The sequence below is a fragment of the Geodermatophilus arenarius genome (assembly GCF_042654585.1).
Lineage (GTDB): Bacteria > Actinomycetota > Actinomycetes > Mycobacteriales > Geodermatophilaceae > Geodermatophilus > Geodermatophilus arenarius.
This window is the reverse complement of record NZ_JBHSGR010000004.1, coordinates 169175-182408: the sequence shown is the minus strand read 5'-3', so window position 1 is coordinate 182408 and position 13234 is coordinate 169175. Positions and strand designations below refer to the sequence as shown.

The 13234-nt window shown below is 75.0% G+C and carries 11 protein-coding genes; 8 read left to right on the top strand and 3 right to left on the bottom strand.

Translation table 11 applies throughout. The features are described from left to right. The first annotated feature begins 83 nt into the window (after nucleotides 1–83). From ACFO3M_RS05830 to mnhG, 6 genes are read left to right on the top strand one after another with little or no spacing between them, the layout of a single operon-like run. Complete coding sequence (locus tag ACFO3M_RS05830) at nucleotides 84–2951, top strand: Na+/H+ antiporter subunit A (protein ID WP_387987466.1); 2868 nt, start codon at nucleotides 84–86, stop codon at nucleotides 2949–2951. Further along, entirely contained in the window at nucleotides 2948–3466 is a 519-nt protein-coding gene (locus ACFO3M_RS05825) for a Na(+)/H(+) antiporter subunit C (RefSeq protein WP_387987464.1), read from the top strand. Before ACFO3M_RS05830 ends, ACFO3M_RS05825 begins: the two co-directional genes overlap by 4 nt. Then, the gene (locus tag ACFO3M_RS05820; RefSeq protein WP_387987463.1) at nucleotides 3463–5121 is read left to right on the top strand and encodes a Na+/H+ antiporter subunit D; all 1659 of its coding nucleotides are present in this window, start codon (nucleotides 3463–3465) and stop codon (nucleotides 5119–5121) included. Before ACFO3M_RS05825 ends, ACFO3M_RS05820 begins: the two co-directional genes overlap by 4 nt. Beyond that, entirely contained in the window at nucleotides 5118–5672 is a 555-nt protein-coding gene (locus ACFO3M_RS05815; protein ID WP_387987461.1) for a Na+/H+ antiporter subunit E, read from the top strand. Before ACFO3M_RS05820 ends, ACFO3M_RS05815 begins: the two co-directional genes overlap by 4 nt. Then, nucleotides 5669–5971 carry an MrpF/PhaF family protein gene (locus ACFO3M_RS05810; RefSeq protein WP_387987459.1) on the top strand — a complete coding sequence of 101 codons (303 nt, stop codon included), beginning with the start codon at nucleotides 5669–5671 and terminating at the stop codon, nucleotides 5969–5971. Before ACFO3M_RS05815 ends, ACFO3M_RS05810 begins: the two co-directional genes overlap by 4 nt. After that, nucleotides 5968–6333, top strand: coding sequence for a monovalent cation/H(+) antiporter subunit G (gene mnhG, locus ACFO3M_RS05805; RefSeq protein WP_387987457.1), 366 nt, complete (start codon nucleotides 5968–5970; stop codon nucleotides 6331–6333). The genes ACFO3M_RS05810 and mnhG overlap by 4 nt, the downstream gene beginning before the upstream one ends. A 24-nt stretch (nucleotides 6334–6357) precedes the next feature. Here mnhG and leuA read toward each other — a convergent pair whose 3' ends face one another. From leuA to ACFO3M_RS05790, 3 genes are all read right to left on the bottom strand, one after another. Next, nucleotides 6358–8094, bottom strand: coding sequence for a 2-isopropylmalate synthase (leuA, locus tag ACFO3M_RS05800; protein ID WP_387987455.1), 1737 nt, complete (start codon nucleotides 8092–8094; stop codon nucleotides 6358–6360). A 177-nt stretch (nucleotides 8095–8271) separates the two neighbouring features. Continuing rightward, nucleotides 8272–8931 carry a helix-turn-helix domain-containing protein gene (locus tag ACFO3M_RS05795; RefSeq protein WP_387987453.1) on the bottom strand — a complete coding sequence of 220 codons (660 nt, stop codon included), beginning with the start codon at nucleotides 8929–8931 and terminating at the stop codon, nucleotides 8272–8274. Nucleotides 8932–9216: 285 nt separating this feature from the next. Next, nucleotides 9217–10809: a phospholipase D family protein gene (locus tag ACFO3M_RS05790; RefSeq protein ID WP_387987451.1), complete on the bottom strand. Its 1593-nt coding sequence runs from the start codon at nucleotides 10807–10809 to the stop codon at nucleotides 9217–9219. 94 nt (nucleotides 10810–10903) lie between these two features. Here ACFO3M_RS05790 and ACFO3M_RS05785 point away from each other — a divergent pair, with 94 nt between their 5' ends. Together ACFO3M_RS05785 and ACFO3M_RS05780 are read left to right on the top strand one after the other, a co-directional pair. Beyond that, complete coding sequence (locus ACFO3M_RS05785; protein ID WP_387987449.1) at nucleotides 10904–12172, top strand: aspartate kinase; 1269 nt, start codon at nucleotides 10904–10906, stop codon at nucleotides 12170–12172. After that, the gene (locus ACFO3M_RS05780; protein WP_387987447.1) at nucleotides 12169–13230 is read left to right on the top strand and encodes an aspartate-semialdehyde dehydrogenase; all 1062 of its coding nucleotides are present in this window, start codon (nucleotides 12169–12171) and stop codon (nucleotides 13228–13230) included. Before ACFO3M_RS05785 ends, ACFO3M_RS05780 begins: the two co-directional genes overlap by 4 nt. Nucleotides 13231–13234: the final 4 nt, after the last annotated feature.

Sequence of the window (13234 nt, the reverse complement as noted above, 5' to 3'; positions counted from 1 at the left end):
GAGCAGCGGTACCCCCACGAGGGGGCGACGCCGCCGCACCGCCGTCGTCGCGTGCTCCCCTCCGCCGCCGACCCGGGAGCCCCGTGACCGCACTGCTGCTCGCGCACCTGGTGGCCGCCCTGGCGGCGCCGGTGCTGGTGCGGTGGTGGGGACGGGACGCCTTCCTCGCCCTCGCGCTGGTGCCCGCGGCCGGGTTCGCCTGGACGCTCGCGCAGCTGTCGGCGGTCGCGTCCGGCGACGACGTCCGCGAGACCGTGCCCTGGGTGCCCGCGCTCGACCTGTCGGTGGCGCTGCGGCTGGACCCGCTGGCCCTCGTGTTCGCCGGGCTGGTCACCGGCGTCGGCGCGCTGGTGCTCCTCTACTGCAGCCGCTACGTCGAGCCGGACGCCGAGGGCACCGGCCGGCTGGCCGGCTGCCTGACCGCCTTCGCCGGCTCGATGCTGGCGCTGGTCCTCGCCGACGACGTCTACCTGCTCTACGTCGCCTGGGAGCTGACGACGGTCTTCTCCTTCCTTCTCATCGGCGGGTCGGGGACGTCGCTGGCGGCCCGGCGGGCGGCCGCTCAGGCGCTGGTCCTCACCACCGCCGGGGGCCTGGCGATGCTGGCCGGGCTGGTCGTGCTGGCGCACGCCGCGGGCACGTCGCGGCTGTCGGCGATCGTCGCCGACCCGGGCAGCGGGCCTGCCGTCGTCACCGGGGTGCTGCTCGTGCTGGCCGGCGCGGTGACCAAGTCCGCGCTGGTGCCGTTCCACTTCTGGCTGCCGGCGGCCATGGAGGCGCCGACGCCGGTGAGCGCCTACCTGCACGCGGCGGCCATGGTGAAGGCCGGCGTCTACCTGGTCGCGCGGCTGGCGCCCGGCGCCGCGGACCTGCCCGGCTGGCGGCCGCTGGTACTCGGGCTGGGCGTGGCCACGATGCTGGTCGGCGGCTACCGGGCGCTGCGCCAGACCGACCTCAAGCTGCTGCTCGCCTTCGGCACGGTCAGCCAGCTCGGGTTCCTCACCACGCTGGTCGGCGCCGGCAGCGCCGAGCTCGCGCGCGCCGGGCTGGCCATGGTGCTCGCCCACGGGCTGTTCAAGTCCACGCTGTTCCTCACCGTCGGCGTCGTCGACCACGCCACCGGCACCCGCGACCTGCGCGAGCTGTCCGGCCTCGGCCGCCGGATGCCGGTGGTCGCCGCGGTCGCCGGCCTGGCCGCGGCGTCGATGGCCGGGCTGCCGCCGCTGCTCGGCTTCGTGGGCAAGGAGGCGGCGTTCACCGCGCTCCTCGACGGCGGCCTGCCCGACCGCACCGCCGCGCTGCTGGTCCTCGCCGGGCTGGTGCTCGGGTCGGTGCTCACCGCCGGATACACGCTCCGCTTCGTGTGGGGAGCGTTCGCGGCCCACGCCGGCCGGCCGGCCACGGAGGTGGCGCACCCGCCCGGGCCGCTGTTCCTCGCCGCCCCGGTCGTCCTCACCCTCCTCGGCCTCGCGGGCGGCGTGCTCGCGAAGGGCCTCGAGCCGGTCGTCGGCCGCTACGCCGACGGGCTGCCCGGCTACGCGCCGGAGACCGAGGAGCTCGCGCTGTGGCACGGGCTCCAGCCGGCCCTGGCGCTGTCGGCGCTCACCCTGCTCGGCGGGGCGGCGCTGTTCGCCGGGCGGGCGGCGGTGGCCCGGGTGCAGCGGCGGCTCACGGTCCGGGCGTCGGCCGACGAGGGCTACTGGAACGTGCTGCAGGGCGTCGACCGGCTCGCCGTCCTGGTCACCGGGACGACGCAGCGTGGGTCGCTGCCCGCCTACCTCGGCACCATCCTCACCGCGGTCGTCCTGCTGCCCGGCGCGCTGCTCGCCACCGTCGCCGAGCGCCCGGCGCAGTGGCGGGCCTGGGACAGCCCGGTCCAGGTGCTGGTCGGCGTCGTCGTGCTGCTGGCCGCCGCGATGGCGGTGCGGGTGCGGCAGCGGCTGTCGGCGGCGCTGGTCGTCGGCGTCACCGGCTACGGGCTGGCGGTGTTCTTCGTGATCGCCGGGGCGCCGGACCTCGCGCTCACCCAGTTCCTCGTCGAGACGGTGACGATCGTGGCGTTCGTCCTGGTGCTGCGGAAGCTGCCCAAGGACGTGTCCGAGCGGCACCGCCGCCGCGAGCGCGCCGGCCGCGGCCTGCTCGCCGTCGGCGTCGGCCTGCTCATGGGCGCGGTGTCCGCCGTGGCGCTGGCCGCCCGCGACGCCGCCCCGGTGTCCGACGAGTACGCCCGGCTCGCCGAGGAGGCGCAGGGGCACAACGTCGTCAACGTGACCCTGGTCGACATCCGCGCCTGGGACACCTTCGGGGAGATCTCGGTGCTCATCGTCGCCGCCACCGGCGTGGCCAGCCTGGTCTTCCTGCGGCGGCGCACCGGGGCGATCGAGCGGGCCGAGCGGGTGGACCAGGTCGCCGGGCGGTCCCGGCGGGCGCCGGTCGGGGAGTGGCTGGCCGCCGGCGGCACGCTCGACCCGCGGCGCCGGTCGGTGGTGCTCGAGGTCGTCGTGCGGATGCTGTTCCACACCGTCCTGGTCTTCTCGCTGTACCTGCTGTTCGCCGGGCACAACCAGCCCGGCGGCGGGTTCGCCGGCGGCCTGGTCGCCGGGCTCGCGCTGGTGCTGCGCTACCTGGCCGGCGGCCGCTACGAGCTCGGCGAGGCCGCCCCGCTCGACCCCGGCCGGCTGCTCGGTGCGGGCCTGCTGCTGGCCGGCGGCACCGGCGTCGCCGCGCTCGTGCTGGGCGGGCAGGAGCTCGAGTCCACCTACTGGGAGTGGACGCTGCCCGTCCTCGGCGACGTCAAGCTGGTCTCGCCGCTGTTCTTCGACGTCGGCGTCTACCTGGTGGTCGTCGGCCTGGTGCTCGACGTGCTGCGCAGCCTCGGCGCCGAGCTCGACCGCCAGGAGGACGAGGACGACCCGGTCGAGACCACGCCGGGGGAGGTGGTGGCCCGGTGACGCCGACCGTCGTCCTGCCCGTGGTCATCGGCGGCCTGTACGCCGCCGGCGTCTTCCTGCTGCTCGACCGCAGCCTCACCCGGGTGCTGCTCGGCTTCCTGCTGCTGGGCAACGCCACCAACCTGCTGCTCATCTCCGCCGCCGGCCCGGCCGGGAGCGCGCCGCTGCTCGGCCGCGGTGACGACGCCACCGCCGACCCGCTGCCGCAGGCGTTCGTGCTCACCTCGATCGTCATCACCTTCGGCGTCTCGGCGTTCCTCCTGGCGGTGATCCACCGCTCGTGGCGGCTGGCCCGCCAGGAGGCGGTGGAGGCCGACGAGGAGGACCGCCGGCTGGCCACCCGGGAGGGCCGGCGCTCCGGCCGCGAGGACCCCGACGAGATCGACCCGGACCGGCTGGCCGCCGAGGACCGGCGCCCGTTCCACGCCGAGCCGCCCCGGCGCCGCGGTCAGCCGCCGCCGGGCACCCCCGCGGACGACGTCGACCTGCCCCCGGCGCGACGGCGGTCGCGGTGATCCGCGTCCTCGCCCCGCTGCCGGTGGTCCTGCCGCTGCTGGGTGCTGCCGTCTCGCTGCTGCTCAGCCGCCACACGCGGACCCAGCGGGTACTCAGCGTCGCGGTGCTCGCCGCGGTCCTGGGCGTGTCGGTGACCCTGCTGGTCCTCGCCGACCGGTCGGGCGCGGTCGCGGTGGCGGTCGGCGACTGGCCGGTGCCGCAGGCGATCTCGCTGGTGGTCGACCGGCTGTCGGCGCTGATGCTGGTGGTGGCGCACACCGTGGGCCTGGGGGTGCTGCTGTTCGCCGTCGGCCAGGGCGCCGCCGACGGCAGCGAGCAGGCGCCGGTGTCGATCTTCCACCCGACGTTCCTCGTGCTCATGGCCGGCGTCGGGTTCGCGTTCCTCTCCGGCGACCTGTTCAACCTCTACGTCGGCTTCGAGGTGCTGCTGACCGCCAGCTACGTGCTCATCACCCTCGGCGGGTCCGCGCCGCGGGTGCGCGGCGGGATCACCTACGTCGTGGTCAGCCTGGTCGGGTCGCTGCTGTTCCTCGCCGCGATCGGCCTGGTGTACGCGGCCACCGGCACCGTGGACATGGCCGACCTGTCGGTGCGGCTGGCCGAGGTCCCCGAGGGCACCCGCACGCTGCTGCACGCGCTGCTGCTCATCGCCTTCGGCATCAAGGCCGCCGTCTTCCCGCTGTCGGCCTGGCTGCCCGACAGCTACCCGACGGCGCCGGCGCCGGTGACCGCGGTGTTCGCCGGGCTGCTCACCAAGGTCGGCGTCTACGCGATCGTCCGCACGCAGACGCTGCTGTTCCCCGACGGCGCGCTGGACACCCTGCTGATGGCGGCGGCGCTGGCGACGCTCGTGGTCGGCATCCTCGGCGCGGTCGCGCAGACCGACCTGCGGCGGATCCTGTCCTTCACGCTGGTCAGCCACATCGGCTACCTGGTGTTCGGCATCGCGCTGGGCAGCGTCGCGGGGCTGACCGCCGCGGTGTTCTACGTCGTCCACCACATCGTCGTCCAGACCACGCTGTTCCTCGTCGCCGGTCTGGTCGAGCGCACCGGCGGGTCGACGTCGATCCGCCGGCTCGGCGGGCTGGCCGCCGCCTCCCCGCTGCTCGCGGTGCTGTACCTGCTGCCCGCGCTGAACCTCGCCGGCATCCCGCCGCTGTCCGGGTTCCTCGGCAAGCTGGGGCTGCTGCAGGCCGGGGTCGCCGACGGCCGCCCGCTGGCGCTGGTGCTGGTCGGCGCCGGGCTGGTGACCAGCCTGCTCACCCTCCTGGCGGTGGCCCGGGTGTGGACCCGCGCGTTCTGGCGGCCGCGCGCGCAGGAGCCCGGCGCCGACGCCGCCACCGCGGCGGCGGCCGACGCGGGGCCGCGGGGCGGGGCCCGCCCGTCGGGGAACGGCGCCGCCCGGCTGTCGGCGGCGTGGCAGCGGCAGGTGGCCGTGGCGACGGCGTCCGAGGGGCCCGAGGAGCCCGACGAGCACCCGGGCGAGCCCGCGGAGCGGCTGCCGCGCGTGCTGGTCGGCGCGACGGCGGCGCTGGTGGCGCTGACCGTCGCCCTCACCGCGCTGGCCGGCCCGCTCTACGGCCTGGCCGGCCGCGCCGCCACCGACCTGCTCGACCGCGGCCCCTACCGCACCGCCGTGGAGGGGGAGCGGTGACCGACCGCGCCCGCCACCTGCTGCGCCAGCTGCCCGCGCTGGTCTGGCTGGTGCTGGTCTGGGTGCTGCTGTGGGGCACCTGGTCGTGGGCGAACGTGCTGGGCGGCGTGCTGGTCGCCGTCCTCGTCACCCGCGTGGTGCCGCTCCCGGCGGTGGTGGAGAACATCCGCATCCGGCCGCTCGCGCTGCTGCGGTTCCTCGCCGTGTTCGCCGTCGACCTCGCCGTCTCCAGCGCGCAGGTGGCCTGGCGCGCGCTGCGGCCGGGCCCGCCGCTGCGCAGCGCCGTCATCCGGGTGCAGCTGCGCACCGACTCCGACCTGCTGCTCGCGGTCATCAGCGAGGCGCTCAGCCTGGTCCCCGGGTCGGTGGTGCTCGACCTGGACCGCGAGCACCGGGTGCTGGCCGTCCACCTGCTCGAGGTCCGCGACCGCGACGACCTCGAGCGCCAGCGCGCCGGGGTGCTGGCCGTGGAGGACCGGGTGGTGCGGGCCTTCGGCCGGTCCCGCGAGCGTGCCGCGCTGGACCGGGAGCCCACGGAGGTGGCGCGGTGAGCTGGGTGGCCGTCGTGGCGTTCGGCCTCGTCGGGGCGGGGGCGCTGCTCGCGCTGGTGCGGCTCGCCCGCGGGCCGTCGCTGCTGGACCGGGTCGTGGCCGGCGACGCGATGCTGGTGATCACGGCCGGCGGGCTCGGCGTGCACGTGGCGCTGTCCCGCGACGCGTCCGCGGTGCCGGTGCTCGTCGTCGTGTCGCTGCTGGGCTACATCGGCGCGATCGCGGTGGTCCGCTACGTCGGCGGCATGGTGCTCGACCGGCCCTCCGGCGACGACCCCGCGGGGGAGGAGCGGCCGTGAGCGCGGTCCTCGACGTCGTCGCGACCGTCTGCCTGCTGCTCGGGTCGTTCCTCGCGTTCACCGCGGGGCTCGGGCTGCTGCACTTCCCCGACGTGCTGACCCGCCTGCACGCGGCCACGAAGCCGCAGGTCACCGGGCTGCTGCTGGTGCTGGTCGGCGCGGCGATCCGGCTGGCCGGGACGCCGGCGATGTGGGTGCTGCTGCTGGTGGCGCTGCTGCAGGTGCTGACCGCGCCGCTGTCGGCGCACATGGTCAGCCGGATCGCCTACCGCCGCCGGCACGTGCGCCGGGACCTGCTGGTGGTCGACGAGGTGGCCGAGCACGCCGGCGGGGGCGCGGACCCGGGGCTCCGCGGCGACTGACGCCGCGGAGCCCCGGGCCCGTCCTCAGCGCAGGGCCCGGTTGACCGCCGAGACGACGGCGCGCAGCGAGGCGCTGACGATGTTCGGGTCGATGCCCACGCCCCACAGCACGCGCTCGCCGACCGCGCACTCGACGTAGGCGGCGGCGCGGGCGTCGCCACCGGCGGACAGCGCGTGCTCGGCGTAGTCCAGGACCCGGACGTCGACGTCGAGGGTCGTCAGCGCGTCGACGAACGCGGCGATCGGGCCGTTGCCGCGGCCCTGCACGGTGACCGGGACGCCGTCGGCGGTCAGCTCGACGACCATCTCGTCGAGCTGGTCGCCGTGGGCGGTGTGCCGGTGGCCGGTGAGGGCGAACCGGCCCCACGGGGCGTCGGGGTCGGGCAGGTACTCGTTGCTGAACGCGGCCCACATCTGCTGGGCGGTGACCTCCCCGCCCTCGTCGTCGGTGTGCCGCTGGACGACCCCGCTGAACTCGATCTGCAGCCGCCGGGGCAGGTCCAGGTGGTTCTCGGTCTTCATGACGTAGGCCACGCCGCCCTTGCCGGACTGGCTGTTGACCCGGATGACCGCCTCGTAGCTGCGGCCGACGTCCTTGGGGTCGATCGGCAGGTACGGCACCGCCCACGGCATCTGCCCGACCGGCTTGCCGGCGGCGGCCGCGTCGGCCTCCAGGGCCTTGAAGCCCTTGTTGATGGCGTCCTGGTGGGAGCCGGAGAAGGCGGTGTAGACCAGGTCGCCGCCGTAGGGGTGCCGCTCGTGCACGCCGAGCTGGTTGCAGTACTCGACGGTGCGGCGGATCTCGTCGATGTCGGAGAAGTCGATCTGCGGGTCGATGCCCTGGCTGAACAGGTTCAGGCCCAGGGTGACCAGGTCGACGTTGCCGGTGCGCTCGCCGTTGCCGAACAGGCAGCCCTCGATGCGGTCGGCGCCGGCGCGGTAGCCCAGCTCGGCGGCGGCGACGGCGGTGCCGCGGTCGTTGTGCGGGTGCAGGCTCAGGACGACGGCGTCGCGGCGGCCCAGGTTGCGGTGCATCCACTCGACCTGGTCGGCGTAGACGGTCGGCTCGGCCATCTCGACGGTCGCCGGCAGGTTGAGGATGGTCGGCCGGTCGGGGGTCGGCTCCCAGACGTCGGTGACCGCGTTGCAGATCTCCAGGGCGAAGTCCAGCTCGGTCCCGGTGAAGGACTCGGGGCTGTACTGGAACCGGATCTCGGTGTCGCCGGCCTGCTCGGCCAGCTTGCGGACCAGCTGGGCGCCGTGGACGGCGATGTCGACGATGCCGGCGCGGTCGCTGCCGAAGACGACGCGGCGCTGCAGCGTGCTCGTCGAGTTGTACAGGTGCACGATCGCCTGCTTCGCGCCGCGCAGCGACTCGAAGGTGCGCTCGATCAGCTCGTCACGGGCCTGGGTGAGGACCTGGATCGTGACGTCGTCGGGTACCAGGTCGTCCTCGACGAGCTGGCGGACGAAGTCGTAGTCGGTCTGGCTGGCCGCCGGGAAGCCGACCTCGATCTCCTTGTAGCCCATCCGCACCAGCAGCTCGAACATCCGGCGCTTGCGGTCGGGGCTCATGGGGTCGATCAGGGCCTGGTTGCCGTCGCGCAGGTCGACGGCGCACCAGCGCGGGGCCACCGCGGTGACCTTCTCCGGCCAGGTGCGGTCGGGCAGGTCGACCGGCTGGAACGGGGTGTAGCGGGAGATCGGCATCCCCGAGGGGCGCTGGGGGTTGCGGGCGTGCGGGTGCTGCGGGCTGGTCACGGTGGGATGACTCCTCTGGCGCGGGCTGGACTGTCGCTCCTGGGGGGCGGTCAGCGGGCACCGGGACGTCATCGACCACGGCAGGGTCTCCGCGGCGAGGGAGCCGACCTAGGAGGAGGCCTCGCCGCGGCGGGTAAGCAGGAGGCTGCCGCGCACGGAGCCCACGGTAGCAGCGTGTCAGCCGAGGTCGCAGCCACACGCGCAGTCCGGCGCGTGCGGAGCGGGCGGTGCGGGCCGGCCCGGCGCCGGCGGGGGCTCGTCGAGCAGCAGGTCGTCGCAGGCCGGCGGGCACACGCAGCGGAACTCCGGCGCAGGCGGGAGCAGCCCGGCCGCCCGCAGGCGCTCCCGTTCCGCCGCGCGGGCCCTCTCCGCGGCCGCCCGCCGGGCCGCCGCCCGGTCGGCCAGGGCGTCCCCGGGCCGGGGGAGCTGGTGGTCCTCCGGGGTCCCGCGCACCCGGCGGCGGTCGTCCCTGCTCCGCCGGTCGCGGGTGAACGTGTAGGTGACCGGCGTGCGGTCGTACCGGTGCGGCCCGTGCCACCAGCCGTCGTCGCCGTGCCGGGTGTCCAGGTGCGCGGGGAAGTGCCGGTCGCCCTCGTCCCGCACGGCCGCGCCGTCCATCGGCGCCACCTCCCGCCCCTCGGCGTCCAGCAGCGCCAGCCGCAGCCCGGCGACGGCCGCCAGGCGGGCCAGCGCGCGGGCGTCGAGCCCGCGCGTCCCCGCCTCCGCCGCGGCGAGCGCCGTCTTCGACACACCGCTGGTCCGGGCGAGTTCGCGCTGGGACTGGTCAGCAGTCCTGCGGATCCGCCTCAGGGTGCCGGAGAGGTCGAAGTCGGTCACGGGGGCAGCCTGCAGCGGCTGACCGGATGGCGGCGTGCGGCATGTGCTCCTGTGGAAGCTCGTGCTCTGCCCCCGACTGGGGGCAGAGCACGAAGGTGGGTCCTGCTCGATGGGTTCCGTGTGCTTGTGCTCTGGTCCGTATCGGGGGCAGAGCACTACTCCCCTCGGGAGGTGCACTGCCCGGGCCGGCACGGGCGGAGCCGGGAGCGCGCGGAACGGCCGGTCGGACCCGTGGGCGCGGTGCGCCGGGACCGGCCGGCCGGGCCCGGTGTGGCGTCCGGGAGCTCAGAACTCCCGGCGGCGGCGGAGGCGGAGAGGACGGCCGTCGGGGTCGTCGACCAGGCGGTACAGCGGCGTCGCCCACAGGCGGGTGGGCAGCGTCAGCCGCTCGGGGCGGTGGTGCCGCAGCCGGCCGCGAGGACGGGGTCCCCGGCAGCCCCCGTCGTACCAGGCGTCGAGCGCGTCGGCCGCGGCGTCGAGGGTCGCGACGAAGGCGGCCGGGTCGAGCAGGTCGGCGTCCTCGCTGCCGTCCTCGGCCCGGTCGGTGTGCTCGCGGGCGAGCACCAGCCGCAGGTCGCGGGCGAAGGTCCGGGCGCCGTCGCCGGTGCCGGCCGGGTCGCGCGGCTCGCGGGGGTCGAGGGTGGTGTCGAGGACGGCGGAGGACAGCTCGCTGTCGTGGGTCCAGGAGCGGCGGTTGAAGTTGTCGCTGCCCACGCTGGCCCACACGTCGTCGACCACGCACACCTTCGCGTGCACGTAGACCGGCGTCCCCTCGTGGTTCTCGACGTCGTACACGTGCACCCGGTCCCGGCCGGCCCGGCGGCACATCTCGATCGCCTGCCACCGCCCCACGTACTGCGGCCGCTGGGCGATCGCGCCGTCCTGGTCGGGCACCCGCGGCACGACGACGACCAGGTGCAGGTCGGGGTGCTCGCGCAGCGCGTGGGCGAACAGCTCCGCCACCTCGCCCGACCACATGTACTGGTCCTCGAGGTAGATCAGCCGCCGCGCCCGCCGGATCGCCTTCGAGTAGCCGCGGGCGACCGACCGCTCGCCGTCGGGGGCGAAGTCGTAGCGCGGCCGGATCGCCGGGTAGGTCCGCAGGTTCTGCACCAGGTGCGGCCCCGCGGGCGGCGGGGGCGGCAGTTGGGGCGGCAGCGGGTCGGCGAACATCCGGCTGCGCCGCAGCCGGTCGACGAGGTGCGCGATCGGGTTGCCCGAGTCGGGGTCGGTGGGGTCGTCCCACCGCTCCCGGAACACCGTGTCCACGGCCGCGACCGCCGGACCCCGGACCATCAGCTGCACGTCGTGCCACGGCGGGGTGGGGCCGTACGCCGCGGCCATCGGCAGCGTCTGCGGGTCACCGCGGTGGTCCGCGTCGTCGCGGCGGCTGTGGCACAGGTCGATCCCGCCGACGAAGGCGGTGTCCCTGGTCGGGTCCTGGTCGTGCCGGCAGACGACCAGCTTCTGGTGGTGGCTGCCCATCCGGCGCACCCGCTGGTCGAGCACCACCAGACCGCCGCCGTCCTCGACCTCCCGGTCCAGGGCCCGGTTCTCACGGGCGCTGAACGACAGCCAGTCCACGTGCGAGCGCCAGACCAGGCCGCGCACGGTCACCCCGCGGCGCACCGCCTCGGTGAACAGCTGGGCGACGGTCGGCCCGCCGGGGCGCAGCTCCTCGTCGGGGTCGCCGCGCCAGTCGGTGAAGAAGAGGTGGTCGCCCTCGTCGAGCTCCTCGACGCACTCGACCAGCCGGTCGAAGTAGGTGGCGCCGTGCACCAGCGGCACGGCGAGGTTGCCCTCGGTCCAGGCCGGCAGCGCCGTGGCCGCGTTGCCCCGCTCCTCGGCACTGAGCAGCCAGTCCTCGGGAGCGGTCACCCGGTGATCACATCGCCCGCGGCGGCCGGACGCAACGGGACCGCGCCGGGCTGATTCACGGGGGAGGAGGCCGGCATCGGTAGCCTGTGGACCCGTGGCCCTCGTCGTGCAGAAGTACGGTGGCTCCTCCGTGGCCTCCGCCGCCCACATCAAGCGCGTCGCGGAGCGCATCGTCGCGGAGAAGAAGGCCGGGAACGACGTCGTCGTCGTGGTCTCGGCGATGGGCGACACCACCGACGAGCTGCTCGACCAGGCCGCGCAGATCACCGACGACCCGCCCGGCCGCGAGCTGGACATGCTGCTCACCGCGGGCGAGCGCATCTCCATGGCGCTGCTGGCCATCGCGATCAGCACGCACGGCTACGAGGCCCGGTCGTTCACCGGCTCGCAGGCCGGGGTGATCACGACCTCCAGCCACGGCAAGGCGCGGATCATCGACGTCACGCCCGGCCGGCTGCGCTCGGCGCTGGACGAGGGCTCGGTCGTCATCGTCGCCGGGTTCCAGGGCGTCAGCCAGGACACCAAGGACGTCACCACGCTCGGCCGCGGCGGGTCGGACACCACCGCGGTCGCCGTCGCCGCGGCGCTGCGGGCCGACGTCTGCGAGATCTACACCGACGTCGACGGCGTCTTCACCGCCGACCCGCGGATCGTCCCCAACGCCCGGCGGCTGGAGACGGTCACCTACGAGGAGATGCTCGAGCTCGCGGCCTCCGGCGCGAAGGTGCTGATGCTCCGCTGCGTCGAGTACGCCCGCCGCTACGGCATCCCGGTGCACGTCCGCAGCTCCTACTCACAGCTCCCCGGCACCGTGGTGACCGGCTCGATGGAGGACCTCAGCGTGGAACAGGCGATCATCACCGGCGTCGCGCACGACCGCAGCGAGGGCAAGATCACCGTCTACGGCGTCCCGGACCGGCCGGGCGAGGCCGCGCAGATCTTCCGCGTGCTGGCCGACGCCGAGATCAACATCGACATGATCGTGCAGAACGTGTCGGCCGAGGCCAGCAAGCTCGCCGACATCTCCTTCACGCTGCCCAAGAGCGACGGCCCGGCCGCGATCGCCGCGCTCGAGAAGGTCAAGCACACCGTCGGCTACAGCGACGTCCGCTTCGACCAGCACATCGGCAAGGTGAGCCTGGTCGGCGCCGGCATGCGCAGCCACCCCGGCGTCTCGGCCCGCTTCTTCGGCGCCCTGGCCGACGCCGGCGTCAACCTAGAGCTCATCAGCACCTCGGAGATCCGCATCTCCGTGGTCTGCCGCGACACCGACGTCGACCTCGCCGTCCGCGCGGTGCACGACGCCTTCGACCTCGGCACCGACGAGGAGGAGGCCGTGGTCTACGGAGGGACCGGACGATGACACAGCAGGGGACCACCTTCTCCGACGACGGCCTGCGGGTCGGGATCGTCGGCGCCACCGGCCAGGTCGGCGCCGTCATGCGCCGGATCCTCGCCGAGCGGCAGTTCCCGCTCGCCGAGCTGCGGTTCTTCGCCAGCGCCCGCAGCGCCGGCAGCACCCTGCCCTGGGGCGACGGCGAGATCACCGTCGAGGACGCCGCCACCGCCGACCCGTCCGGGCTCGACGTCGCGCTGTTCTCCGCGGGCGCGCGCACCTCGCGGGCGCAGGCGCCGCGGTTCGCCGAGGCGGGCGTGACCGTCGTCGACAACAGCTCCGCCTGGCGCCGCGACCCCGACGTCCCGCTCGTCGTCGCCGAGGTCAACCCGCACGCGCTGGCCGAGATCCCCAAGGGGATCGTCGCCAACCCGAACTGCACCACGATGGCCGCGATGCCGGTGCTCAAGCCGCTGCACGACGAGGCGCAGCTGGTCCGGCTGGTCGCCAGCACCTACCAGGCGGTCTCCGGCAGCGGCCTGGCCGGCGTCGAGGAGCTCGACGGGCAGGTGAAGGCGGTCGTCGACAAGGCCGCCGAGCTCACCCACGACGGCGCGGCGGTGGCCTTCCCCGAGCCGCAGAAGTACGTGCGCCCGATCGCGTTCAACGTGCTGCCGCTGGCCGGCAGCGTCGTCGACGACGGCTCGCTGGAGACCGACGAGGAGCAGAAGCTCCGCAACGAGAGCCGCAAGATCCTCGGCATCCCCGACCTGCGCGTCTCGGGCACCTGCGTGCGGGTGCCGGTCTTCACCGGCCACTCGCTGTCGCTGAACGTCGAGTTCGCCCGGCCGCTGCCGGTCGCCCGCGCCACCGAGCTGCTCACCGGGGCGCCGGGCGTGCAGCTCACCGACGTCCCGACGCCGCTGCAGGCCGCCGGCCAGGACCCCAGCTACGTCGGGCGCGTCCGGCAGGACCAGGGCGTCGACGACGACCGCGGACTGGTGCTTTTCGTGAGCAACGACAACCTGCGCAAGGGCGCGGCCCTGAACACCGTCCAGATCGCCGAGCTGCTGCTCCGGCGCTGAGCGG